27 protein-coding genes are annotated in these 22439 nt (G+C 53.0%); 20 read left to right on the top strand and 7 right to left on the bottom strand.

Annotated elements, in window-relative coordinates:
* Positions 1-4 precede the first annotated feature (4 nt).
* A complete protein-coding gene (locus tag E0765_RS08360; protein ID WP_132812763.1) occupies positions 5-1117 on the bottom strand; it encodes a response regulator transcription factor in 1113 nt (370 codons plus the stop codon).
* 153 nt (positions 1118-1270) lie between these two features.
* Here E0765_RS08360 and E0765_RS08355 point away from each other — a divergent pair, with 153 nt between their 5' ends.
* Positions 1271-1873, top strand: coding sequence for a class I SAM-dependent methyltransferase (locus tag E0765_RS08355; RefSeq protein ID WP_132812762.1), 603 nt, complete (start codon positions 1271-1273; stop codon positions 1871-1873).
* Positions 1874-1876: 3 nt separating this feature from the next.
* Here E0765_RS08355 and E0765_RS08350 read toward each other — a convergent pair whose 3' ends face one another.
* Positions 1877-2302: a host attachment protein gene (locus E0765_RS08350; RefSeq protein WP_132812761.1), complete on the bottom strand. Its 426-nt coding sequence runs from the start codon at positions 2300-2302 to the stop codon at positions 1877-1879.
* A 121-nt stretch (positions 2303-2423) separates the two neighbouring features.
* On the opposite strand from E0765_RS08350, the gene nifE reads away from it, so the two are divergent.
* A complete protein-coding gene (gene nifE / locus E0765_RS08345) occupies positions 2424-3785 on the top strand; it encodes a nitrogenase iron-molybdenum cofactor biosynthesis protein NifE (RefSeq protein WP_132812760.1) in 1362 nt (453 codons plus the stop codon).
* On the opposite strand, the gene E0765_RS08340 is transcribed toward nifE, so the two are convergent.
* Positions 3782-4363, bottom strand: coding sequence for an NAD(P)H-dependent oxidoreductase (locus E0765_RS08340; protein ID WP_132812759.1), 582 nt, complete (start codon positions 4361-4363; stop codon positions 3782-3784). The two genes, nifE and E0765_RS08340, sit on opposite strands and share 4 nt — an antisense overlap.
* Positions 4364-4571: 208 nt before the next feature.
* On the opposite strand from E0765_RS08340, the gene nifN reads away from it, so the two are divergent.
* The 14 genes from nifN (at position 4572) to E0765_RS12865 (ending at position 14364) form a co-directional block, all read left to right on the top strand.
* Positions 4572-5873, top strand: coding sequence for a nitrogenase iron-molybdenum cofactor biosynthesis protein NifN (nifN, locus tag E0765_RS08335; protein WP_132812758.1), 1302 nt, complete (start codon positions 4572-4574; stop codon positions 5871-5873).
* Between the two features lie 11 nt (positions 5874-5884).
* Positions 5885-6337 (top strand): nitrogen fixation protein NifX, encoded by a 453-nt coding sequence (nifX, locus tag E0765_RS08330; RefSeq protein WP_132812757.1) that lies wholly within the window; start codon positions 5885-5887, stop codon positions 6335-6337.
* A 5-nt stretch (positions 6338-6342) separates the two neighbouring features.
* The gene (locus E0765_RS08325; RefSeq protein WP_132812756.1) at positions 6343-6795 is read left to right on the top strand and encodes a NifX-associated nitrogen fixation protein; all 453 of its coding nucleotides are present in this window, start codon (positions 6343-6345) and stop codon (positions 6793-6795) included.
* A gap of 10 nt (positions 6796-6805) precedes the next feature.
* Positions 6806-7321, top strand: a complete 516-nt coding sequence (locus tag E0765_RS08320) for a flavodoxin (RefSeq protein WP_132812755.1) — start codon at positions 6806-6808, stop codon at positions 7319-7321.
* A gap of 12 nt (positions 7322-7333) precedes the next feature.
* Positions 7334-7708: a nitrogenase-stabilizing/protective protein NifW gene (locus E0765_RS08315; protein ID WP_132812754.1), complete on the top strand. Its 375-nt coding sequence runs from the start codon at positions 7334-7336 to the stop codon at positions 7706-7708.
* The gene (locus E0765_RS08310; protein ID WP_255417888.1) at positions 7665-8108 is read left to right on the top strand and encodes a nitrogen fixation protein NifZ; all 444 of its coding nucleotides are present in this window, start codon (positions 7665-7667) and stop codon (positions 8106-8108) included. Before E0765_RS08315 ends, E0765_RS08310 begins: the two co-directional genes overlap by 44 nt.
* A 119-nt stretch (positions 8109-8227) precedes the next feature.
* Positions 8228-8518 carry a 2Fe-2S iron-sulfur cluster binding domain-containing protein gene (locus E0765_RS08305; RefSeq protein WP_132812753.1) on the top strand — a complete coding sequence of 97 codons (291 nt, stop codon included), beginning with the start codon at positions 8228-8230 and terminating at the stop codon, positions 8516-8518.
* 166 nt (positions 8519-8684) lie between these two features.
* Positions 8685-9950, top strand: coding sequence for an RNA polymerase factor sigma-54 (rpoN, locus tag E0765_RS08300; protein ID WP_132812752.1), 1266 nt, complete (start codon positions 8685-8687; stop codon positions 9948-9950).
* A gap of 176 nt (positions 9951-10126) precedes the next feature.
* Entirely contained in the window at positions 10127-11821 is a 1695-nt protein-coding gene (locus E0765_RS08295; protein ID WP_132812751.1) for an acetolactate synthase large subunit, read from the top strand.
* Positions 11821-12291, top strand: coding sequence for an acetolactate synthase small subunit (gene ilvN / locus E0765_RS08290; RefSeq protein ID WP_132812750.1), 471 nt, complete (start codon positions 11821-11823; stop codon positions 12289-12291). Before E0765_RS08295 ends, ilvN begins: the two co-directional genes overlap by 1 nt.
* Before the next feature lies 1 nt (position 12292).
* Positions 12293-13240 (top strand): UDP-3-O-(3-hydroxymyristoyl)glucosamine N-acyltransferase, encoded by a 948-nt coding sequence (gene lpxD / locus E0765_RS08285; protein ID WP_132812749.1) that lies wholly within the window; start codon positions 12293-12295, stop codon positions 13238-13240.
* A 17-nt stretch (positions 13241-13257) separates the two neighbouring features.
* On the top strand, positions 13258-13800 hold the full coding sequence (locus tag E0765_RS08280; protein ID WP_132812748.1) for a hypothetical protein: 543 nt from the start codon (positions 13258-13260) through the stop codon (positions 13798-13800).
* Positions 13801-13866: 66 nt separating this feature from the next.
* Positions 13867-14088: a hypothetical protein gene (locus E0765_RS08275; protein WP_188109933.1), complete on the top strand. Its 222-nt coding sequence runs from the start codon at positions 13867-13869 to the stop codon at positions 14086-14088.
* 39 nt (positions 14089-14127) lie between these two features.
* Entirely contained in the window at positions 14128-14364 is a 237-nt protein-coding gene (locus E0765_RS12865) for an excalibur calcium-binding domain-containing protein (RefSeq protein ID WP_368666182.1), read from the top strand.
* Positions 14365-14368: 4 nt separating this feature from the next.
* On the opposite strand, the gene E0765_RS08265 is transcribed toward E0765_RS12865, so the two are convergent.
* The 3 genes from E0765_RS08265 to E0765_RS08255 all read right to left on the bottom strand — a co-directional run bounded on the left by E0765_RS08265 (position 14369) and on the right by E0765_RS08255 (position 17144).
* Complete coding sequence (locus E0765_RS08265) at positions 14369-15535, bottom strand: pyridoxal phosphate-dependent aminotransferase (RefSeq protein ID WP_132812746.1); 1167 nt, start codon at positions 15533-15535, stop codon at positions 14369-14371.
* A gap of 140 nt (positions 15536-15675) precedes the next feature.
* Positions 15676-16620 (bottom strand): GGDEF domain-containing protein, encoded by a 945-nt coding sequence (locus E0765_RS08260; RefSeq protein ID WP_132812745.1) that lies wholly within the window; start codon positions 16618-16620, stop codon positions 15676-15678.
* A gap of 218 nt (positions 16621-16838) precedes the next feature.
* Complete coding sequence (locus tag E0765_RS08255) at positions 16839-17144, bottom strand: helix-turn-helix domain-containing protein (RefSeq protein ID WP_165921723.1); 306 nt, start codon at positions 17142-17144, stop codon at positions 16839-16841.
* A gap of 156 nt (positions 17145-17300) precedes the next feature.
* Here E0765_RS08255 and E0765_RS08250 point away from each other — a divergent pair, with 156 nt between their 5' ends.
* Positions 17301-18851, top strand: a complete 1551-nt coding sequence (locus E0765_RS08250; RefSeq protein ID WP_132812743.1) for a sensor domain-containing diguanylate cyclase — start codon at positions 17301-17303, stop codon at positions 18849-18851.
* A gap of 58 nt (positions 18852-18909) precedes the next feature.
* Entirely contained in the window at positions 18910-19734 is an 825-nt protein-coding gene (locus E0765_RS08245) for a mechanosensitive ion channel family protein (RefSeq protein WP_132812742.1), read from the top strand.
* Here the strand turns inward: E0765_RS08245 and E0765_RS08240 are convergent.
* The gene (locus tag E0765_RS08240; RefSeq protein WP_132812741.1) at positions 19731-20534 is read right to left on the bottom strand and encodes a tetratricopeptide repeat protein; all 804 of its coding nucleotides are present in this window, start codon (positions 20532-20534) and stop codon (positions 19731-19733) included. The two genes, E0765_RS08245 and E0765_RS08240, sit on opposite strands and share 4 nt — an antisense overlap.
* An 88-nt stretch (positions 20535-20622) precedes the next feature.
* On the opposite strand from E0765_RS08240, the gene E0765_RS08235 reads away from it, so the two are divergent.
* Together E0765_RS08235 and E0765_RS08230 are read left to right on the top strand one after the other, a co-directional pair.
* The gene (locus E0765_RS08235) at positions 20623-21504 is read left to right on the top strand and encodes a FecR family protein (RefSeq protein WP_132812740.1); all 882 of its coding nucleotides are present in this window, start codon (positions 20623-20625) and stop codon (positions 21502-21504) included.
* Positions 21488-22366, top strand: a complete 879-nt coding sequence (locus tag E0765_RS08230) for a cell envelope integrity protein TolA (RefSeq protein ID WP_132812739.1) — start codon at positions 21488-21490, stop codon at positions 22364-22366. Before E0765_RS08235 ends, E0765_RS08230 begins: the two co-directional genes overlap by 17 nt.
* Positions 22367-22439: the final 73 nt, after the last annotated feature.

Below are 22439 nucleotides of genomic sequence, written 5' to 3'. Positions count from 1 at the left end.
TGTGTTAGAATAATTCGATGTCGTTATCCGAAGAGACCGCGTGTTGGTTGCTCAAAAGCCCCTCAAGGCTAAGAGCGTCGCTGATGAGCGAATTGTCCAGATAGTGAATGTCCTCGGCACGCCGGTAATGCAGCACCTCTTTGCGCCATCGCTCGAGGTTGTCGAAGAGCGAGGAGAGCATCGGCATGATCCCGGGGAGTTTTCCCGGATCGTCCACCGATTCAAACGTTCTGGCCAGTTGCTGGATCCCGTAGGAGAGGGCTCCGAACTGGGGGATAAGTTCGATTTCCCGCGCGTAATCGCGTAAAATATCGGTTAGCTTCGAGAGGGTTTCTTGTGTGGCGTTGCGCTCGGCATTGGTAAGCAGGAGGTGAAAACTGTCTTCGAGCAGCTCCAGCTCTTCGTCGGTTTTGTCCAGTTCAAGCGGGTAGGCGCTGTGAAACTCTTCGGCACTTGTCTTTTCGTTGCGGGTGTAGAGCATCACCTTTTCGCTTTCGTTGAGTTCCCGACCGGCTCCGAGATCATTGTAAAGCTCGCACGTCTGTGGGGGAATGAAGGTCTGAACGGTTTCGGTGCGGGGTTCCTTGGAAGCGTTGCGCTTATCGCGCTTGTATTCGTCGAGAGCGCAGCTGAGTTCGAGATTCGCTTCGCGCAGTTCGCGGTTCGATTCTTCGAGCATCGTGCTGAAATAATCGAGCATTTTCTGATCGTACACCGCCTGGCACGTTCTTTCCAGATGGATCAGGACTTCATTCATCTTCAGCGGTTTGACGATAAACGCGTCGATCCCGATGTTGATGAGTTCCAGCAGCCGTTCGGTTCCCGAATCCCCGGATATGATGACGATACGCTGGCGTGGGTTCAGCTCGCGGATGTTTGCGGCCAGTTCGGTTCCGCTCATGACGGGCATTGTCAAATCGGTCACGACCAGATCGTAGGGATTGGCCTGATAAAGCATGATCGCTTCGACGCCGTCGGAGGCGATGTCGATGGTTTTAAAAAAACGCTGTAAAAAAGATTGCAGTTGTTTTTGGAGTAGGGGATCGTCCTCTACAAGCAGCAGTCGCATCTCAAATCCGATCTCTTTGAGATGTTTGGCTACAAAGCTGTAATCCATTCGGCCATTCCTTGATAATTGAAAATAATACGGATCATGGAAGGCATTGTGCCACTATAGTGTCGCAACTGTGTTGCAATTTCGGCGGCGGGCGGCGTTGATTTTTTCATCTTTTTGGTTCATAATGCGGCGAGTAAAAAGAGGGGGGATACGATGACGGAGCGTTTCGACCGTGCGGCGGAAAACTGGGATAAAGGGGATATGCGTCGATTCATCGCCGAATCGGTTTTTCAGACCATCGCAAGCCGCATTGCGCTGCTTGGGCACATGGATATTCTCGATTTCGGCTGCGGCACGGGACTGCTGGGATTTCGCATCGCCCCGCAGGTGCGATCGGTGACCGGAGTCGACCTTTCCGAAAAAATGCTTGAACAGGCCGCCGCCAAAAATACGCCGCAATTACGGATGGAAACCGTATGCGCCGATCTGCTCAACGAACCGCTGGATCGGACGTTCGAGGGGATCGTAAGCTCGATGGCGATGCACCATGTCGAGGATACCGCAGCGCTATTCCGTGCATTTCGCAAGCACATCAAGCGAGACGGGTTTGTTGCGATCGCCGATCTCGATGCCGAAGACGGGACGTTCCATTCGCACGGCAACGAAGGGGTGTTTCATCTGGGATTTGACCGTGAAAAACTGCGCGAAACGGCTGAAGAAGCGGGATTTTCAAATGTACGGTTCCATACCGCCTGTACGATCGAGAAAGAGGGGAAAAACTATCCCGTTTTTCTGATGACCGCTACGAAACTCTGATTATCAGGAAAAATGCTTTAACAGCTCTCCTGCGGGACATTTGCGCAAATTGGCGCTTACGGATTTGCCAACCGCCTTGCGGGCCGTTTCGGAGAGGGCTGCGACAAGTTCGTCATGGTGTCTGGCAGGAAACGCCAGATAACACGATCCCGGTTCCGAGTCGGCGAGGAGTTTCGAAATGTCTCCGGCAACGGTACGCACCAGTTCTTGTTCGACGTGATGCTCCAGTGTGTGGTTCTCTCCGCTCGAGTGCTGGAAATTACCGCGGTCGTCACTCAGAAGATCCCCGGTTTTCTTGCGCCCTTCGATGTAATCGATATCTTCCAGCGCTTCTATATGATAACGCCCCGTTTCGGAAATATAATCGACTCTGTAGCTTTTAAGGCCGCCCATATCGGCGGCAATGATCCGTTTCCCTGCGTGTTCCATCTGCGCCCTCCTGCGATACGAAAATTATCGAAACAAATAAATGGTACTCCCCGATCCTTAAAGAAACGTTGAGATCGCATGAAATTTGCATACGGTAAAGACTTCACGCAAGGAGCCTACCATGGTCAGCCGTGCCAAGATCAAAGAACTCATGAACGAGAGCGCCTGTTCCCACAGCAAGAACAAAAAACCAGGAGAAGGGTGCGACAAGCCAAAACCGGGACTTGCCGCAGGAGGATGCGCCTTCGACGGTGCGCAGATATCGCTCTTTCCTTACGCCGACGCCGTTCATCTCGTCCACGGTCCCCAGACGTGCCTCGGGGCGTCGTGGGAGACCCGCGAGACAAAAACGTCGTACGCGGGACGCGACCATACCCAGATGGGCTTTACGACGGGGATCACGACCAATGACGTCATTTTCGGCGGCGACAAACGACTGGGCGATTCGATCGACTATATCGTGCAGCACTACAGTCCCGAGGCGATTTTCGTTTATTCGACCTGTGTAACGGCACTGGTCGGGGATGACATCGACATGACCTGCAAAAAAGGGTCTGAGCGTCACGGCATCCCAATCGTTCCCGTCCATGCACCCGGATTTGTGGGGAGTAAAAATCTCGGGTCGCGGCTGGCGGGCGAAGCGGTACTCGAACACCTCATCGGCACCAAAGAACCCGAAACTACAACCCCTTACGACATCAACCTCATCGGCGACTATAACGTCACGGGGGATATGTGGCAGTATCTCCCTCTCTTCGAGAAAATCGGCATACGGGTGTTGAGCTCGCTAAGCGGCGACGGGAGGGTGGGAGACATACGATGTGCCCACCGCGCCCGCCTCAACGTCATCGTCTGCGCCAAGTCGCTTATCACCCTTACACGGAAAATGGAGGAGCGTTACGGCATCCCCTGGATCTCCATCTCCTTTTACGGAAAACGGGACACGACGTTCGCGATCCGCGAAATCGTCCGTGCGCTGGGAGCCCCCGAACTCATCGCCCGTGCCGAAGAGGTGATTGCTCAGGCCGAAGCCGAACTCGAAACGAAACTTCGCCCGTATCGTGAACTGTTCGCCGGGAAAAAGGCGGTTCTGAACACCGGGGGTAACAAGGCGTGGTCGATCGCGTCGGGGCTTCAGGATTTGGGGATCGAAGTGGTCGCGACGAGCATCGCTAAATCGACTCAGGACGACATTGACAAGGCGCGCGAATACCTGGGACCCGATGGGATACTGATGACCAAACCCGCCGCCGAACAGGCCAGGGTGATCGACTCTACGGGGGCCCATATCCTCCTCGCCGGGGGACGGAGCCTCTATACGGCTATCAAGAAGAAAATCAGTTTCATCGACGTCAACCAGGAGAAAAAAACGAGTTACGGAGGATACGAGGGACTTCTAAACCTCGCCGAAGAGCTCAAATACGCGTTTCGCAACCCGGTATTTGCCAACGTCGGGCGTCCCGCGCCGTGGGAGGCGGATTAGGAGAAGTTCTCGCTGAGTCTGCGGCGCAGGCCGTCCAATGCGGCGTCGATGCTGAAATCGGCCCCGTAGACGTTGTGGACCGAGTAGCTGCGGTAGGGCTGCGCCCCGCAGAACTGGAACGCTTTGTGGAGGGCGACGTTTGCCTGATCGAGGCTGAGCCCCTCGAAAAAACCATTCGGATTGTCAAATTCGCTCGGAGGGCAGTTATAGGTAAAACTGAGCATGTAGCGTTTTTCTTTCATCAGACCGCCGCTGCCGTATGCCCCTCCGTTCGCCCGCCCGTCGTTGACGAACGTCACCGTGCCGTTGCCCCCCGAGAGGATCTCATCGAGGTACTTTTTCCCCAGCCACGGCAGTCCCATCCAGTAGACGGGGGACTGGACGAAAAACAGGTCGGCCCATTTGAATTTTTCGAGCTCGCTGGCAATGTCGTAGCCCTCTTCGATAACGCTCTCTTTGATCTCATAGCCGTTGGCGGCAAAATACGCTTTGGCGGTGCTAAGGAGGTCGCGGGTGAGATTGCCGTTGGCGAACCCTTCGTATTTTTGGTGAAGGTTTAGAAGAAGGACGTGTTTCATGGAATGGTTCCTAAGATGAGTGTATGAAATTAATTGTACAACGATAGGGTAAACGGGAGATTTTGCATTGTATTTGGATTAATCGTATCAATTTATGAGGTGATTTGTATTAATCATATCAGATATTGATGCGATTAAAGGGGATAAACCTATCAATTGCACCTTTCTCGCACAAAACTTGCATTTTCCATGATAACAAGGAGTTGTCATGGAACCGCACCGCATTATTCCTCCATCTTCCAAGCCATTGCAGGTCAACCCGATCAAACACTCCCAGCCGATGGGCGCTACCCTGGCGTTTCTGGGGGTCAAGGACTGTATGCCCCTGATGCACGCCGCGCAGGGGTGCGCCTCGTACACCAAGGTCTTTTTCACCCGCCATTTCAACGAACCCATCGCCGTGCGCAACACCTCGGTCAGCGACATCACCGCCGTACTCGACGGAGGGGATTATTCGATCCTGATGGCGATCGAGAACATTACGGAAAAAGAGAAGAACCTCCGCCCCAGCATGATCGGCTTGCACACGACGGGGCTTACCGAGACCAAGGGGGACGATGTGCGCGGAGTCGGGACGCATATCGAGATCCCCTACGTCTTTGTCAACACTCCCGATTACGAGGGTGGCATGGAGAGCGGCTGGGCTTTGACCGCGACCGCCATCGTCGAACAGCTCACCCGATCCGCTACCGAAGTAAAACCAAACAAGCTCGTCCTGTTGCCCCACGTCAGTATGCAGCCCATCGAGGTCGAAAAGCTCAAATGCCTCTGCTGGGACTTCGGATTCGAAACCTGTGCGCTGCCCGATATCTCGACGTCGCTGGACGGCTACTGGGAAGAGGGTCAGGGGAAACTCGCCAACGGGGGGATAACGGTCAATGAGGTGCGCGACCTCGCCACCGCGTCGGTCGTCGTATCGATAGGAGCGTCGATGCAAAAACCGGCGGCGGCGCTCCTAGCTAAAAATCCTTCCATCCTTCACCTGCATTTCGAGCATGTGATGGGGCTGGAAGGGTGCGACAATTTTGTCGGCGCGCTGATGAAACTGCGACACTCCGAACCCAAACCGTCGATCAAACGGTGGCGGTCCCGTCTGCAAGATGCCATGCTCGACACCCATTTCCTGATCGGAACGTCCCATTTCGTCGTCACGGGAGAGCCGGACATGCTCAGCGGAATCTGCGCGCTGCTTTGCAGCGTCGGGGGGACGGTCGATCTGGCGGTTTCGACGGTGCCAAGCCCCGTACTGGAGAGTGTGGAAGCCGATCGGGTGATCGTCGGCGATCTCGAAGACGCGGAATCCTATATCGAAAACGCCGACCTGCTCATCAGTAACTTTCATGCAGAACGGATCTTGCACAGCTATCCCCATACGGCACTTGTCATCCGGGGATTCCCGAATTACGAAGAGCTCGGAAACCAGCTTAAAAACGATCAGCTGTACGAGGGTAGCACCTACTTTTTGTTCGAGATCGCCAATGCTCTTCGTCACGTCAAACATCACGCCTAAAGGGGGAGAAGATGAATACGAAAATTACGGTTGAAGGGGATCGGTCGATGAACGACGCGATGAAAGTTGCCTTTGCAACCAAGGACATGGAAGAGATCAACGCCCATTTCGGCGGAGCCAGGGAATTTGTCGTCTACAACGTCTCAAAAGAGGGTTTTTCGCTCTGTGAGGTTATCAAGACCGATACCACGGGAATAGAGGACGACGACAAGACCGACTTTCGCGTCCGTGCGCTGCGCGGGGTTAACATCATGTATTGCGAGAGTATCGGCGGTACGGCGGCGGCCAAGGTGATCCGTGCGGGGATCCATCCGATGAAAGTGAACGAACCGACGTTGATCGAAGATATCCTCAAATCGCTCGTGGCGATGATCAACTCCAATCCGCCGCCGTGGATCAAGAGGATCATCCACATGCAGACCGAACACGATATTCGGCAAGACCGATGGGCAGAGGGGGAATAATTATTATGGAAACGGAAACAAAACTGAGCGATTTCGGGATCGAGATCGTACGGCAGCTGCGGGCGATGGACCAATTCGGCAACTGGGCCAAAATCCCTGACGAGGAGCTGCTCGTCAAAAAGTACGTCAAGACCAAAGAGGAACTCAAACAGATCCCTTTGATCGCCGACATCGACGAGATGATGATTAACGACATCAAAATGATCTACAAAGCGGTAGCGTTGTCGTTCGAACGCAAAACGGGCGTCGTCTGCAACGTCATCATGGAGATGAGTCACGAAGGATTCGGCCGCTGTGCGGTTATCGCGGACCGTATATGCATCGTCAACAAGTACTTCAAGGACGCCCACCGATTCAGCTACAGGACGCTGGACTCGCTTTTCGAGGACGGGGACAAGATGCTCGAAACGGCGGTCGCGATCTACGAGCAATACAAACCGTGTGTAAAACAAGGATAAGGAGAACATCATGGCAAAAATAGGGATTTTTTTTGGCAGCAGCACGGGAGCCACGCGGGAGGCGGCGGAACAACTCGCCGGGGAGTTCAAAGGCTCCGAGCTCATCGATATGGAAGAGGACTTTGAGGGGATCGATCAGTTCGACGAGTTCGACGTCCTTCTCATCGGATCGTCGACGTGGGGGCAGGGAGACCCGCAGCGCGACTGGGTCGACCCCCTCTACGAACTCTCCAACGACCGTCCCGACCTGGGCGGTAAAAAAGTGGCGTTCTTCGGTGCGGGGGATCAGAAAACCCACGGCGAACATTTCGTCAGCGCGCTGGGAAAAATGCACGAGCTGTTTACTTCGCTGGGGGCCGAGGCCTACGGCTTTACCCCGACGGTAGGGTTCGAATACGAATATTCGCTTGCCGAGAAGGACGGGAAGTTCTGCGGACTGGCGTTTGATAACGTTAACCAGGAGGAACTGACCGAATCGCGCGTCAGCGCGTGGGCGTCCCAGCTCAAAGACGAGATGGGACTCTAAAAGGAGGAAACGATGGGCACACTGGCCGAATTCGAAAAAATAACCGATGCCGAAGAGTTCTTTGAATTCTTTGATATTAACTACGATGAGCGTCTTGTTCAGGTAAAACGGTTCCACATCATGAAAAAGTTCGGGGAACTCGTGGAGAAGGCCAAAGGCCACGATATGGGAAGTGACGCGAAATTGCTCGAATACTACAAATTCGCCCTCCTGAGCGTCTACAAAAATTTCGAAAACGGCTACAGTCCTTCGGCGGCGGATGTGTGGTCGATGTTCGACAAACCAAGCGCCTGCGGCACCTGTTCCACCGCAGGAAGCTGCAACGAGATAACGGAGGTGAGCAATGGAGCCCATGCCTGCACCAGCAACAACAGCGTCAACTTCTGAAGAGATGCCGATCAGCGAAGATGCGCGCCGTACCAATTTGTACAAAATGTCGGCAAAAGACGAAATCCTCCCGGTATTCCGTATCGGCCAGAGAGTCCGCCTCATCAAGGCGATCCGTAACGACGGAACCTATCCTTACGCCGCTCCCGGTGAGTTTCTCGTCGATGCGGGGGCGGAAGGGTACGTCCGCAAAATCGGCGATTTTTTGCAGACGATCCGAATCTATGAAGTGAATTTTTTCGAAGAGGGGGTCATCTTCGGCTGCCGCGAAGCCGAACTCGAAGCTGCCGAAGAGGAAGACGGTTACGACGAAGTGGCCGAAGAGTTGGCATGGATCAAACGCCACCGTGCCGAACGCGCCGCGGCCAATGCCGCGCAATCTCAGGAAAAGGGGGAGTAGCATCGCGCTTTTTTTGGGATTAGGAGAGTCCGGGAATCGGTTCCGGACAGTGTGCCCGCAAGGGTTAATCCTAAACGACCCGTTCGTTTAGTGCATCATCATAATAAAAAGGAGTTGGGATGACAACACGTGTAGAAATTATGAATGACTTTCTGGCGATCAACGTCCGCCCGGGCAAAACGATCCAGGATATCGTCGAAGCATCGGGGAGCGCTTTGCCTTTCGGATGCCGTGACGGCGAATGCGGTACCTGTGTCGTATCGGTCGAGTCGGGGATGGAGTACATGAGCGAAATCAACGACAAAGAAAAAGCGGTACTCAAAACGTTGAACGAAAGCAACCCCAAAGCGCGTCTTGCGTGCCAGATGAAAGTCGTCGCACCGAACGGATTGGTTCGCCTCAAATACTGATACGCGTCGTCGTATCGCCCTTGCGGACGGAGTTGCTCCGTCCCGGTACAATTGATTGTTTTTTAATCAGCTATCCCCGAATTCCCGCCGAAACTCTCCCTATAATGAACAAGAACGAAATATGCAACCCATAAGGCGATCAAACGATTCGTATCAGGTGAAGACGATGCACACAACCCTATCTTTCAAACAGAAACAACTGCCGAGATTGTCGATGCAGACATGGCTGCCGTTGCTGCAATGCTCCTTGAACGACCTCGAAAAGCATTTGCAGGTCATTACCAACGAAAATCCCTGTCTAGAGGTCAAATCGGGCTTTGAACAGTCCAATGCCTCTTCTGGGGGGTCATCGGCATACGGGGCGTTCCAGAACTACGTCTCCAACGCCTCGTCCGATCAGATCGAATGGCTCAGCATCGCTTCGTCATCCCTGTATGAAAAACTCGACGAACAGATCGTTGCACCGCTTTTCCCGACGCCTATTTCGCAGAAGATCGCCCGCCAGATCGTCTACTACATCAACGAAGAGGGGTATTTCGAGGGGAGCGTCGAAGAAGTTGCCCGCCAGTGCGATACCGATCCCCAGACGGTTGAGCGGGTGCGTCAGCGTTTTGCCCATTTGGAGCCTTCGGGTGTCGGTGCGCGCGATTACAAAGAGTCCTTTTTGTTCCAGCTGGCCGATTACGATCTTGACGATGAACTGAGCATTTTGCTCAGTGCGATGATTTTGCAGTTCGACAAAATGGAAAAGTTTATCAAGCATCCCCGCCTATCGGATGCCAAGCATGTTCTGCAACACCTGAAAAACCCTCCGGCGCTGGAATACATGGAACCCGAGGCGCAGATCACCCCGGATCTGTTCGTCGAGTTTTCTGGCTCCGAGCTCAACATCCGGATAAACCATGCCTTTTACCCCGATTTGCAGGTCAACCAGATCGACAAATACGACCATTTCGCCAAACAGAAATTCAAAGAGGCACGCGAACTCGTCAAACTCCTCGACCTGCGCAAAGCGACGCTTTACAACGTCGCACTGGTCCTGATCGAAAAACAGTACGCTTTTTTCATGGGGGGTGAGCTCAAGCCGCTGCGCCTTCAGGATGTCGCCGACGAACTGGGATTCAACGAATCGACGATCTCCCGTGCCATCGCCGACAAATACATCCAGACCGAGCGGGGGCTTTATGCGTTCAAGGATTTCTTTTCCAACTCCATCGGAGAGGTTTCGACCTCCGAAATCAAGCATTTTCTGCAGCGCCTGGTGCAGAGCGAAAACAAAGACGACCCCTACAGCGACAAAACGCTCCATGAGATGATCGAAGAGCGTTTCCGCGTCAAAATGGTCCGTCGCGTCATCGCCAAATACCGCCAGGAACTCGACATTCCATCCTACAAAGAGCGCCATTTTTTGTATAAACTCGAGCTCCTCTAGGGGCTTGAAACCTTCCTTTTCCCAGCCTTAACGTAATTTATAGCTTCTTTCTTTTATAATGGCCCAATTTTTTTCCGTTATATTCCCGGCACGATTATTGCCCGCCTCATTCATGCGGCAGGCTTTAATGCCATAGCGGTCAGCGTATTTAAACTAAACAGTAAAAAGGAGACGACATGCAAATCAGCGGTGCGCAGATGGTTATCGAAGCACTTATCGCCGAGGGCGTCGACGTGGTGTTCGGATACCCCGGCGGAGCGATCATGAACGTCTATGATGAGATCTACAAACAGCGCTCTTTTCAGCACATTCTGACCCGCCACGAACAAGCGGCGGTCCACGCGGCCGAAGGGTACGCCAAAGCCACGGGCAAAGTCGGGGTTGCCATGATCACTTCAGGCCCCGGATTCACCAACGGCGTGACGGGGCTGGCTGACGCCTACATGGATTCCATTCCCCTCGTCGTCATCAGCGGCCAGGTTCCCATGTCGCTGATCGGAACCGACGCGTTCCAGGAGATCGACGCGGTCGGGATCAGCCGTCCGTGTACGAAACACAACTACCTCGTTACCGACGCGGCCGATTTGCCGCGTGTCCTTAAAGAAGCGTTTTACATCGCCCGCACGGGACGTCCGGGCCCGGTTCACGTCGACATCCCCAAAGACGTGACGGCGCAGATCGCCCATTTCGATTATTCCAAAGAGGTCGAGCTCGAAACCTACAAACCGACCACCAAAGGGAACGCCCGCCAGATCAAAAAAGCGATCGAGGCGATCGCCGCGGCCAAACGTCCGCTCCTTTACCTCGGCGGCGGAGTTGTCAGCTCCGGTGCGGCCGACCTGGTCCGCGAGTTCGCGCAGATGACGCAGATCCCGGCGGTCGAAACCTTTATGGCGCGCGGAACGCTCCGTTTTGATGATCCGCTTCTGATCTCGATGCTCGGGATGCACGGTTCATACGCGGCGAACATGGCGATGAGCGAGACCGATCTTGTTATCGGGCTGGGTGCGCGTTTCGACGACCGTGTCACGGGAAAACTCTCCGAATTCGCCAAAAACGCCCAGATCATCCACGTCGACATCGATCCGGCATCGGTTTCGAAACTCGTCCATGCCCATTATCCGATCGTCGGCGACGTAAAAAACGTCCTCGAACAGATGATGCCGCTGGCCAAAGAGCAGGTTGATCCGGCCCGTTACGCCCCGTGGCACAACACGATCGCCAACTTCAACAAGCTCCACCCTCTTTCGTACAAGGAAGAGGGGGATCGACTCAAGCCGCAGTGGGTTATCGAGCGGATCGGTCAGCTGCTGGGGGAAAACGCCAACATTTCCACCGACGTCGGACAGCACCAGATGTGGACGGCGCAGTTTTATCCCTTCTCCCGCCCGCGCCAGTGGATCAGTTCGGGCGGTCTGGGGACGATGGGATTCGGTTTCCCCGCCGCACTGGGGGTCAAACGGGCCGATCCAGAGCGGGTCAGCATCAACGTTACCGGGGACGGTTCGATCCTGATGAACATTCAGGAGCTGATGACGGCGGTCGAATACAAACTTCCCGTCATCAACGTCATCCTCAACAACAACTTCCTGGGGATGGTGCGGCAGTGGCAGACACTGTTCTACGACAAACGCCATTCACAGACCGATCTGTCGATGCAGCCCGATTTCGTCAAACTCGCCGAAGCGTTCGGCGGGGTAGGGTACCGCGTCAACACCAAAGAGGAATTTGACGCCGCCCTTAAAGACGCGGTGGAGAAAAACGTCGTCGCGATCATCGACGTCGTCGTCAACCGTTTCGAAAACGTCCTGCCGATGGTTCCCGCCGGCGGATCGCTCTTTAACATGATGCTCGAATACAAGGAGAAATAATGGAAAACGCACGCAGAGTCATTTCCGTTATCGTACTGAACGAGGCGAGCGTCCTCTCCCGGATCGTCGGGTTGTTTTCAGGCCGCGGCTACAACATCGAGTCGCTCACCGTCGCGCCGATCCCCGATTCGAAGTATTCGCGGATCACGATCGTCACCGCCGGCTCGGTACGGGTGATCGAACAGATCACCAAGCAGCTGCATAAGCTGATTCCGGTTCTGAAGGTCTACGAACATGCCGACCTGGTCGAAAAAGAGATGGCGATGGTCAAGATCCCCCTGAACGAATCGCTCAGCGACATCGAAGCACTGGCCCACGCCTACAACGGCCGCATCGTCAACGTCGGCAGCGACACGCTGATCGCAATGGTGGCGGACGAGCCGTCCCGCGTCGGCCATTTCCTCGAAGCGATCAAACGCTTCCATCCAAAAGAAATCGTCCGCAGCGGCTCCGTCGCGCTGGAGAGATAAGATGACATTGAGCGAAATCGCATCGATCATCGGATGCGGCACCGAAGACGGCGGCATCGAAATTACGTCGATGAATACTCTCCAAAATGCCCGAAAGGGAGAAATATCGTTTCTCTCCGACGGGAAATACGAAAAAGAGCTGGCCGATACGAAAGCCTCTGCGGTCATCCTTCCCGCTTCCAAAGCATCGCTGTTGCCCGAAGGGGTGATTGCGCTTCCAAGCGACGAACCCTACATGGCGGTGGCGAAGCTTTCAAAATATTTCGCCAAGCCGATCCAAAGCAGCGACGAAGCGCCTCTCATCGGCGAAGGGACGACGCTTTATCCCACCGCACACATTGAAAACGGCGCCCGTATCGGGAAAAACTGCACGATCATGAGCGGAGTTTACGTCGGGGCCGAAGCGGTTATCGGGGATGACGTCACGTTGTATCCCAATGTCTGCGTATATCGCGACTGCATCATCGGCAACGGCGTAATCATTCATGCCGGAACCGTGGTAGGAAGCGACGGTTTCGGATACGCCCATACCAAAACGGGTGAGCACGTCAAACTGTATCAAAACGGCAACGTAGTGATCGAGGATGATGTCGAGATCGGAGCAAACTGCACGATAGATTGCGCGGTATTCGGCTCGACCCTCATCAAAAAAGGTTCGAAAATCGACAATCTGGTCCAGATCGGCCACAACTGCGTGATCGGGGAATATTCGATTCTCGTCTCGCAGGTGGGGCTTGCGGGATCGACGACGCTGGGGCGCAATGTTGTAATGGGCGGCCAGAGCGCGACCGCCGGACATCTGAGTATCGCCCCCTTCACCACCCTGGCCGCCCGTGCCGGAGTAACAAAAAATGTTGCAAAAGGTGGCGTTTACAGCGGCTTTCCGCTCATGGAGCATAAATTGTGGCTGAAATTGCAGGCAAAATTGGCTAAAATGATCGAATCTTAAAGTCGGAGGATTCGCGGATGAAGAGATGGATGGCGGGAATTGTGATGAGTGTGGCACTGCTCAACGCCGCGGACGCACCGGGTGAGTTCCGGATGCCCGACATCGTCCTCGATGCGATCAAACATTGCGAATGCCTCCAGGAAAACGGTGCGTGTAATCCCCACGTTATCCGAATCAATGCGATTGAGGACGCCCAGCGTGCGGCAGCGGCAGGATTCGCCGTCAACGGCCACCTGATCCGCTGCGGTTCGACGCAGGAGTGTGCAATGCAGGCTCAGGCGCTGATCGACGGCGGAATCACGAACCTCGACCTCGGACCCTACCAGATCAACTACAAATACCACCCCAATCCTTTCGTTCATGAATATTTCGACGAACCGACTGCCCGCGAAAAGGCCAACGGCATCCTGACGCGACTGGTCAAAAGCTTCGGCTATTCGTGGGAAACGCTGGGGCGTTACCATCATGCGCCCACCGATCCGGCGCGCAACGCCCGCTACTACCGCAAAATGTACGCCTATATCTACGGCAACGGCTTCAAAGGCGAAGGAACCGATTGAATTTAAGGTTGCTTTAGCCAAAATCGGCTAAACTCTTCCTCATATCATTATCGATTAGGAGATTGTATGAGCTCAGGTGCAACGATTATCAGTGAAATTCCTCTCGACGGTACGAAAAAAGGGGTCATCAGTATCAGTAAAATCGATGAGCCTTACGGTGAGGGGAGCGACAGCGTCGCGAGTATCGGAGTATCGCTCTCCGGAGATGCCAAAAACCCCGAATGGAAAGTCCACATCCCTATGGGGAACATCGACGCGGTAGTTGAAGCGTTGAAAAGTATTAAGTAATTTCTTTTGGTAGTACGAACGTTTTTCGTAGTTTTATTGGTGGGCTGGTACGTTTCGGCGGCAGCTGATAAGCAGTCAGGTTTTCAATGTGACGGCCGCCAATATTGTTCTCAGATGAAATCATGTGAGGAAGCTGTTTTCTTTCTAAGAAACTGTCCGAATGTTAAAATGGATGGGGGAGGAGATGGGCAGAAACCTAACGGTATACCATGTGAACGACAATGGTGCAAAAACTTGATTAACTCTTCCCCTCCCGTTTCGGGGAAGGGTAATTGATTTTTTATCTTACGGATTCTACGTATGCCGCGATCCGTTTGATTCCTTCGCGGATGCTTTCGATATCCGTTGCAAAGCTGAAGCGGAAATATCCTTCCGAACCGAACCCGACGCCCGGAACGACGGCGACTCCCTGATCTTCCAGAAGCCCTTTACAAAATTCCATCGAATCGTTGCTCACCTCTTTGATATTGACGAACAGGTAAAACGCTCCCGCAGGGGAGAGGACGCTCAGGCCGTCGATTTCGTTGAAGAGCTTGACCGCTTCGTCGCGGCGCGCTTTGAACTGGACGCGCATCGCTTCGATGTCGGCGTCCGCTTCACCGTTGAGTCCGACGATGGCGGCTTTCTGAGTGATCGAGTTGATGTTCGAAGTACTCTGGCTCTGGAGTTTTTTCGTCGCCTGGATGATTTCGGTATTGGCTGCGGCCATGTACCCGAAGCGCCAACCCGTCATTGCTACTGATTTGGAGAGACCGTTGATGGTGACCGTACGTTTGAACATGTCGTCGCTGACCGCTGCCGCCGAAGTAAACTCGCCGTCGTAAATCAGTTTTTCGTACATCTCGTCGCTTGCGACGATGACGTCGGTCCCCTCGAGCACTTTGCCCAGCGCTACGAGTTCGTCGCGGGTATACACCGCACCCGTCGGATTGGAGGGGGAAGTGAGGATGAGCATTTTTGTCTTCGGCGTGAGTGCCGCTTTGAGCTGCTCGGGAGTGATTTTGAATCCGCTCGCATCGTCGGTCATGATCTCGACTACCGTTCCGCCGCAATACATCACCAGCTCGGGGTAGGTTACCCAGTAGGGAGCGGGGATGATCACTTCGTCGCCTGACTGGATCGTACACGCGAAAAGGTTGTAGAGGGAGTGTTTGGCCCCGTTGTTGACGATGATCTGGTTGGGTTTGTACTCCAGTCCGTTGTCGCGTTTGAGTTTCAGGGCAACGGCGGCTTTGAGCTCGGGGATCCCGTCTACCGCGGTGTATTTCGTAAAGCCGTCGTTGATCGCTTTGATCGCGGCGTCTTTGATCACCTGCGGGGTATCGAAATCGGGTTCGCCGGCGGAGAAGCTGAGGATATTTTTCCCCTGAGCTTTGAGTTCCTGCGCTAAGGTTGAGATTGCGATGGTAATCGATTCGGAGAGTGTGTTGACGCGATCGGTTAACATGGGAAGGCCCTTATAAAAAATTTTGAAATTGTAGCATGGATAGGATTAAATTTTTGTCTTCGGAATGAGAATAATCATCACGGATGTAACGAACCGAAACCCTGTGCAGGGTTAAAGAGACATAGGGTAACACCCGGTGTTCAGGAATGGGGCGTGTCGAAAACGACGGTACAGTTTTTACGGGCTTTTTTGGCGCGGTAAAGCGCATCGTCTGCACGTTCGATCAGCGTATCGTGGGTATCGCCGTGGCGGTGGAGGGTCACCCCGATACTTACGGTGACGTGAATCGTTTTCCCCGCATAGATCAGATGGCTGTGCTCGATTTTGGAACGGATCTTATCGGCGATGGGAAATGCATGATCCAGGTCGCATCGATTGAGGATAACGGCAAACTCTTCGCCGCCGTAGCGATAAACCTTATCGCCCGAACGGATGATCGATTTGATGCTCTGGGCGAGGAAATAGAGGACTTTGTCCCCCGCCAGATGGCCGTATTCGTCGTTTAAAAGCTTGAAATTATCGGCATCGATCATCATCAAGACGATGGGTAACGGTTTGTCTTTGCCTGCCTCGATAATCCGGCTCAGATCTTCGACGAATGCCTTACGATTGCCGACCTGCGTGAGGGTATCGGTACTGAGGCTTTCGACGGCGTTTTTAAGCTCCGCGTTGAGGGAATCGATTTTTTGCTGTGCTTTTTTCAGCTCTTCGGTCATGTTTTTGCCCAGTTCGCTGAGCCCCTCGACAAAAGTGACGCAACGTTCGAGATGGTTTCCCTCTACGTTTTTAAGGTACTGTTCCTGCAGCTCCGCGACGTGGGAAATATCCGAATGGGTTTCGGCAAAGGCGTTAAGCGAGCGGTGGGCAATGTCAAGGAAACGGGTCAGCTCTTCGTGGTGCTTATCGCTGTGCGAATCATCGGGCTTGTGGTTTTTGAGGAGGCTCTGATCCGCCTGTTGAAGGAAAATAGCATCGAAATGCTTTTTATAATGGGAAGGATAGGGCGGGATATGTTGTTCGCGCAATGCTTCTATTGTCCGGTCGTGGATGGCGAATATTTTTTCGTATACGGTCTTTTTGCCCATGCTCGTTTGCTCTTGAAAGTAATGTGTCGGTAAATCGTCTGAGGCGATTGTAGCATGTTCGCCGATCCATTTGTAGCATATTTGAATTATAAGTCGCGGAAATAAGCCAATTTACAATTACGGGATAACAAGAATGCCTCAAACTACAACGCTATTACGCGGTATTCAATGCGCAATCGTAAATTATAACGCTTTCCACCAGGGTGTAAGATGCCCGCTCACAGGAGAATGTAGCCGATTTTAGGTATTGAGCGGATGGGGAGTCCCGGGATCTTTCTACGCAGATTGCTGACAATGATTTTAAGGGCATTTCGGCTTTTATTTTCAGACGAAAGGAAAGCGTATTCAAGTGTTTCGTAGAGCAGCGTTTCGCCGCGGTAATAGAGCAACAGTTCCAGTACGGTGATTTCGGAATGGGAGAGAAAAACACGTTTGTCTCCGTCGACGACCAGTTTTCCTTTTGTATCGTAATACGTATCTTGATGAAGGGATATTCGGTGGAAATGGGGTTGATGGCGCTGCATGGTTGCCTCATTCTGATACAATGGATAAATCCATGATAAAGAATAAAATATTAAATAAAAATTAAGTCTATCAAAACAATTTACAAACTCTAATCGATTATAATTTCTCTGAATGTTGCATTCTCCCCAACCTATAACCAGAAGATATACCATATCATGAAAGAAAAAATCCGCAGGATTCTGCCCTATATCATTGCAGCCATCGGCCTGTATCTGTTTTTGATCGTCATGGTCAGCCTTTTTTTCCTCGATCGGTACGAACGAGAAAAAAAACTCTATCTGCAAAAACGGCTCGAGACCGCATCGGTTGAAATCGAAACGCTGAAGCTGACCTACGACACCATCGCGCGGACGATGTTCGATTCGTCGATCAACACCCCCTGCGTTACCGAAATGATGGCCCGCGCCGCGGACGGGGACGATGAGCAAAAAGAGCGGATACGCCATCAGCTTTACGGTCATTTTAGCCGTTTGTACCGATCGCTCGAAGAACACAATGTCCGCCAGCTCCATTTTCACCTGCCCGGTTCGGTCAGTTTTCTGCGGTTTCACCGCCCCGAAAAATACGGGGACTCGTTGCAGGGCATACGCCCGGCGATCGATGCGGTAAACCGGACGCGCCGAAGCGTCAGCGGATTCGAGGAAGGGCGCATCTTTAACGGATTTCGCCACGTATTTCCGCTGTTTCATGAAGGTAGGTTCGTAGGGACGGTCGAACTGTCGTATTCTTTTGATGCGATCAAACGGCTGGCCCAAAACCTCTATCCGGCCTATTACACACTCATATTGCGCCGTAGTGTCGTGGAAAACAAAGTTTTCAGCGATGAACGCTCCAATTATTCAACTTCGGCGTTAAGCCCTGATTATCTTGTCGACAACCGACTTCATGAGAGGGGGCGCTATCTGTTTACCAAAGAGCGGCTCAGCCGCCTCAATGCCGTGTTTTCAGAGTCCTTTGAAGATTTTGAAGATCAGCGTACACCCCGTATCATCCCCGCGGTTTTGGACGGTAAAGGGTACCTGATGCTGCTAAACCCGCTGGAGAGTTTTGACCGTAAGCACGTCGGGTACATAGTTGCGTATCTGCCGGACCAGCATCTGATCAATCTGGAAAGCAACTTCAAAACGGTCATCATGTTTGCCCTGATCCTAGGCGTCCCGCCGACAGTGATGATCGTCTATTTCCTCTACCGGCTTCGTCAGCATCACAAGCTGCTGATCCGTCACGCCAATACCGACCGGCTGACGCGGATTGCCAACCGTGCATCACTGCTGTACCAAATCGGTTTCATGATCAAAAACGCGCGTCGGGGACGTACGCCGCTGTCGGTAATCTTTTTCGACATCGATCATTTCAAGCAGATCAACGACGCCCACGGACACCGGATGGGGGATAAGGCGCTCGTCGATGTCAGCACTCTCGTGAAAAAGCGGATTCGTGAAAGCGATATCGTCGGCCGATGGGGTGGGGAAGAGTTTATCATTCTGCTTCCGCATACGAAATTACACGATGCGATCATGCTGGCCGAAGAGATTCGGATACTCATCGGCGCCTATCCGTTCGAACACGGCTATATGAGCTGCAGTTTCGGAGTCGCCGAACTCGAAGAGGACGATACCCACGAAAGCCTGATCAACCGTGCCGACGCAATGCTCTACGAGGCCAAAGCGCAAGGGCGAAACCGCGTATGTCCCGGCCCGGAGTAAAGCGGGGGTCAGAGATTTCGGTGTATAATCGCTGATTGTCATTAACGAGGAGCGCGGTATGGACCGGGAGTTGGCTTTTATCCAACAGTTTTATCTTAAAACGATCGATTTTCTGGCTAATTACAGTTTTCAGATCATCGGGGCGGTCATTATCGTCCTACTCGGATGGTTTTTGTCCAAATATGTCTACCGGATGCTGATCCGGTTTTTTCAGAATCACGATTTTGATCCGACGCTTGGAAAGTTTGCCGCAAACGTGGCACGGTTACTGGTTTTCGGTGCGATGGTTGTCGTCGCGATCGGAAAACTGGGGATTTCGATAGCCCCGTTCGTTGCCGCCGTCGGAGCGGTTTTTCTGACTGCCGGACTAGCGATACAGGGGAGTGTTGCCAACTACGCCGCAGGAATATCGCTTATCATTACCCGGCCGTTTCGGATCGGGGATACGATCCTCGTCAACAGTGTTTACGGCGAGGTCGAAGAGATCAAACTCGCCTATACGACGCTGCGAACGGAAGACGAAGAGCTCATCACCGTTCCAAACAAGAACATGATCGGAGAGGTGATCGTAAACTCTTCGAAGTATCGCATCGTGGAGTCTAGAGTGGGTATATCGTACGCCGACAATGCCGAAAAAGCAATCGCTCTCATCAAAAGCGTCATCGGCGCGTGCGATTTCGTCTCAACCGAACATGCCGCGATTGTCGGTATCGAAAGTTTCGGGGATAGCGCCCTGGTTATCGGGATGCGCTACTGGGTTCCGACGCGCAACTTTTTCAGATTTCAGTATGAAGTCAACCTTTTGGTTTACAACGCTCTGCGGCATGAAGGGATCACGATTCCGTTCCCTCAGCGTCAAATCGCAATCCTTCCGAACGTTTAGGGAGCGGGTTGCTCGACGTATTTTTTGAATACCCGCTCGACCTCTTTTTGTTCGGTCACTTTGACGCCGATACAAAAATCGTCAAAAATGTTGATCTGGGTAGCGGCGGAATATTTGGTGTCGATATGGCGTAATACGATTTTATTCTCTTCGAGCGAAACCTCGCCGGCGGCATTGCTTGCAAGCGGCGGAATGGTGCATTTATCTGCCTGATACCCGTCTTTACTCCATTTTCCGCTCAGTTCCTGCCCCGACATTTCCAGCTGAAATGTTTCGTTGATAGCATTGTGCACCGGTACTTTGCCTACCAGGGAGTAGGTCGATATGACGTCGTTATCATCGGGATTTCTGCGGGAGGTGAGGGTTATACGGCTTCCGGAGATATCGAGTTTGAAATGCCGGCCGTAATTATCAACCCATGTCCCGGCAAGGGCTGAGACCTTCGCAGCCTGTTCCATCCGGTATTCGAGCTTGATGATTTCATCCCTGATTTTCGGTGCGTCTTCGGCTTTCGGATTGAGATTAAGGTAGTGCTGATAGCTGTCCATCGCCTCTTTGTAGCGTCCCAGTTTGGCTTGGACGGATCCCAGATTGTACCATGCCGCCGAAAGCTCAGGTGCTATTTGCGTCGCTTTGGCGAATTGTTCGGCGGCACCGGCGAGCTCTTTTTCGGATTTAGCCATCTCGATGGCGGCAATACCGCGTATCAGGTAACGCCGTCCCTCTTCGGAACGCTCGTCGGCAAGTGCGGCTCCGAGCAAAAATGCCGAGAGTAAAGCGGTTTTCAACATCATATTCATTCTTAATCCTTTGCGGAGGGATGTCCGTTTTTCTGTTACTTAGGCTATTATACATATCTCGGAGTAAAATGGGTGTAAGGATGAATCGATGAACCGGGTTTTGTTTCTACTGCTTTTAGCGGCATGGGTCGAAATCTTCGCCGCAGAAGCGGGTACGCGCGCAATCGAGTGGGCACAGGCCGAAGTAAATGCCGCCCGTGAGTCCGTGTCGTCGGCGGAAAAAAGGGTTGAAGCGGCGCAAAGCGACCTCAGGATCGCCAAAGAGATGCAAAATGACACTCAAATTCTTAAAGATCCCGATGCGGCGGCCGTTGCCCGAGAAGCGGTAACGGTCAGTCTGCAGGGATTGCGCGAAGCGGAAATATTATTGGAACGCTCTAAGGCTTTGGTACGTCATAAAGAACGCCTTCTTGCATCGGTACGTGAAACCGTTTCGTCCGCCAAAGATGCCAAGGGCATTCTTATACCGCTGGGCGGTGAGGTAAGACGCACTCTCAACAATGCCGCATCGGTTTCGGATACATGCACGCCATTGCGTGCCGGAGAACGGGTCGATGTCGGTTCCGGCGCTTCGGCGAAGCTTTTCATCGGTAGAGGTGACGGTCAGATTGATCTTGGTGAAAACAGCAGTTTCAGCATCAGCAGCGAAGGAGAGGAAGGGCTCGAAGCTATGCTTTCACAGGGGTTCGCCCATGTCCGGGCAAAACTGAAGCACTATTTCGGCAGAAAGTTCGAAGTAAGAACACCCGCTGCGGTGTGTGCGGTGAGGGGAACCGAATTTACCCTTCGGCATCATCTCCACGGAAGCCGGCTTGAAGTACTGGAAGGGACGGTCACGGTCCGTTCCTCTTCAAAGGACGAGTGGGTGGAAGTGCATGGGGGAGAGTGGTGCGAAATTTTGACCGCAGAAGGGATTCGGCCGGTTAAAAAACTCAATGAACTTCGGAGCGGCAATGATGACTCGCACTAGAACCGTCGCGGCGATAATCGGGGGAATGATTGCGGTTTTACCCGTCCATGCGGAGTACTGTATCGACTGGAAATCGTGGCTCCAGAAATATACGGGGCAATCGGGCCATTGCTGGCCGAGCGAATCGGAATGCAACGCCTATTATTTTTCCCGTTGCATGAATTCCAACTACAAAAACGACTGCGCCGGTCCGTGCTATTTTAAACCCGGAATGTATCCTAAAACCGGGGCGGCGAAAAGTCAAAAAAGCGATGACGGGGCTTCCGCGGCGGCACAAAAAGCGGCCCTCCAAAAGCAGCAGCAACAAGATGCGCTTAAAAAAGCGTTTCAGCAAAAGCAGTTTAACAGCGAAAAAGAGGGACTGCTCGGAAGTATGAAGGGGGTATCTGCATCCTTTCCTTCGAATCAGATTGTCCTGAAACCGATACCTCCGGCGCGTTCCCAGCTCGACTGTATCGCAAACAACGAAGCAAACCGGAGCTGGGAACTGCGTGCGCCGAACTGTACCCCCGTTATTCCGAACGTACCCGAGCCTGGGACACCGGTCGAAGCCGCCGGAACGACACTTGCCGATCCCCATGCGCTCGGACAATTCATCGAAACGCTGCATCAGCGCGTTACGAGTGTGCGGGAGTCGCTGTCGAAGCAGGATGGCGCAATCAGGGCTTTGGAAAAAGAGGTTTCCCAAAAAGAGATGAAAACACCCGATACGAAGCTCCCAAAAGGGGAGAGTGACGCGCTCAAACGCGCACGAGAAGCGCTGGCGAAAGCCAAAGCGGATAGAGAACGGACCGCCCAGGAACTTTCGCACCTGGAACAGCAGGAAAAAGAGGCAAAAAACAGACTTGACCATGCACACTGATATGCACAATTTTTAGAGTTGCAGATGAATGTTTTTTCAGAATCGGAAGGTATAATTTAATAAATTTTAAATC

Origin of the sequence: Sulfuricurvum sp. IAE1 (assembly GCF_004347735.1) — a bacterium.
In the GTDB taxonomy this organism is placed as follows: domain Bacteria; phylum Campylobacterota; class Campylobacteria; order Campylobacterales; family Sulfurimonadaceae; genus Sulfuricurvum.
This window is presented reverse-complemented; position numbering and strand designations above follow the sequence as displayed.

What these genes read in the sequence shown, in the direction of transcription:
- E0765_RS08360 (WP_132812763.1), bottom strand. Translation starts at nt 1,117, where the DNA reads ATGGATTACAGCTTTGTAGCCAAACATCTCAAAGAGATCGGATTTGAG.
- E0765_RS08355 (WP_132812762.1), top strand. Translation starts at nt 1,271, where the DNA reads ATGACGGAGCGTTTCGACCGTGCGGCGGAAAACTGGGATAAAGGGGAT.
- E0765_RS08350 (WP_132812761.1), bottom strand. Translation starts at nt 2,302, where the DNA reads ATGGAACACGCAGGGAAACGGATCATTGCCGCCGATATGGGCGGCCTT.
- nifE (WP_132812760.1), top strand. Translation starts at nt 2,424, where the DNA reads ATGGTCAGCCGTGCCAAGATCAAAGAACTCATGAACGAGAGCGCCTGT.
- E0765_RS08340 (WP_132812759.1), bottom strand. Translation starts at nt 4,363, where the DNA reads ATGAAACACGTCCTTCTTCTAAACCTTCACCAAAAATACGAAGGGTTC.
- nifN (WP_132812758.1), top strand. Translation starts at nt 4,572, where the DNA reads ATGGAACCGCACCGCATTATTCCTCCATCTTCCAAGCCATTGCAGGTC.
- nifX (WP_132812757.1), top strand. Translation starts at nt 5,885, where the DNA reads ATGAATACGAAAATTACGGTTGAAGGGGATCGGTCGATGAACGACGCG.
- E0765_RS08325 (WP_132812756.1), top strand. Translation starts at nt 6,343, where the DNA reads ATGGAAACGGAAACAAAACTGAGCGATTTCGGGATCGAGATCGTACGG.
- E0765_RS08320 (WP_132812755.1), top strand. Translation starts at nt 6,806, where the DNA reads ATGGCAAAAATAGGGATTTTTTTTGGCAGCAGCACGGGAGCCACGCGG.
- E0765_RS08315 (WP_132812754.1), top strand. Translation starts at nt 7,334, where the DNA reads ATGGGCACACTGGCCGAATTCGAAAAAATAACCGATGCCGAAGAGTTC.
- E0765_RS08310 (WP_255417888.1), top strand. Translation starts at nt 7,665, where the DNA reads ATGGAGCCCATGCCTGCACCAGCAACAACAGCGTCAACTTCTGAAGAG.
- E0765_RS08305 (WP_132812753.1), top strand. Translation starts at nt 8,228, where the DNA reads ATGACAACACGTGTAGAAATTATGAATGACTTTCTGGCGATCAACGTC.
- rpoN (WP_132812752.1), top strand. Translation starts at nt 8,685, where the DNA reads ATGCACACAACCCTATCTTTCAAACAGAAACAACTGCCGAGATTGTCG.
- E0765_RS08295 (WP_132812751.1), top strand. Translation starts at nt 10,127, where the DNA reads ATGCAAATCAGCGGTGCGCAGATGGTTATCGAAGCACTTATCGCCGAG.
- ilvN (WP_132812750.1), top strand. Translation starts at nt 11,821, where the DNA reads ATGGAAAACGCACGCAGAGTCATTTCCGTTATCGTACTGAACGAGGCG.
- lpxD (WP_132812749.1), top strand. Translation starts at nt 12,293, where the DNA reads ATGACATTGAGCGAAATCGCATCGATCATCGGATGCGGCACCGAAGAC.
- E0765_RS08280 (WP_132812748.1), top strand. Translation starts at nt 13,258, where the DNA reads ATGAAGAGATGGATGGCGGGAATTGTGATGAGTGTGGCACTGCTCAAC.
- E0765_RS08275 (WP_188109933.1), top strand. Translation starts at nt 13,867, where the DNA reads ATGAGCTCAGGTGCAACGATTATCAGTGAAATTCCTCTCGACGGTACG.
- E0765_RS08265 (WP_132812746.1), bottom strand. Translation starts at nt 15,535, where the DNA reads ATGTTAACCGATCGCGTCAACACACTCTCCGAATCGATTACCATCGCA.
- E0765_RS08260 (WP_132812745.1), bottom strand. Translation starts at nt 16,620, where the DNA reads ATGGGCAAAAAGACCGTATACGAAAAAATATTCGCCATCCACGACCGG.
- E0765_RS08255 (WP_165921723.1), bottom strand. Translation starts at nt 17,144, where the DNA reads ATGCAGCGCCATCAACCCCATTTCCACCGAATATCCCTTCATCAAGAT.
- E0765_RS08250 (WP_132812743.1), top strand. Translation starts at nt 17,301, where the DNA reads ATGAAAGAAAAAATCCGCAGGATTCTGCCCTATATCATTGCAGCCATC.
- E0765_RS08245 (WP_132812742.1), top strand. Translation starts at nt 18,910, where the DNA reads ATGGACCGGGAGTTGGCTTTTATCCAACAGTTTTATCTTAAAACGATC.
- E0765_RS08240 (WP_132812741.1), bottom strand. Translation starts at nt 20,534, where the DNA reads ATGAATATGATGTTGAAAACCGCTTTACTCTCGGCATTTTTGCTCGGA.
- E0765_RS08235 (WP_132812740.1), top strand. Translation starts at nt 20,623, where the DNA reads ATGAACCGGGTTTTGTTTCTACTGCTTTTAGCGGCATGGGTCGAAATC.
- E0765_RS08230 (WP_132812739.1), top strand. Translation starts at nt 21,488, where the DNA reads ATGATGACTCGCACTAGAACCGTCGCGGCGATAATCGGGGGAATGATT.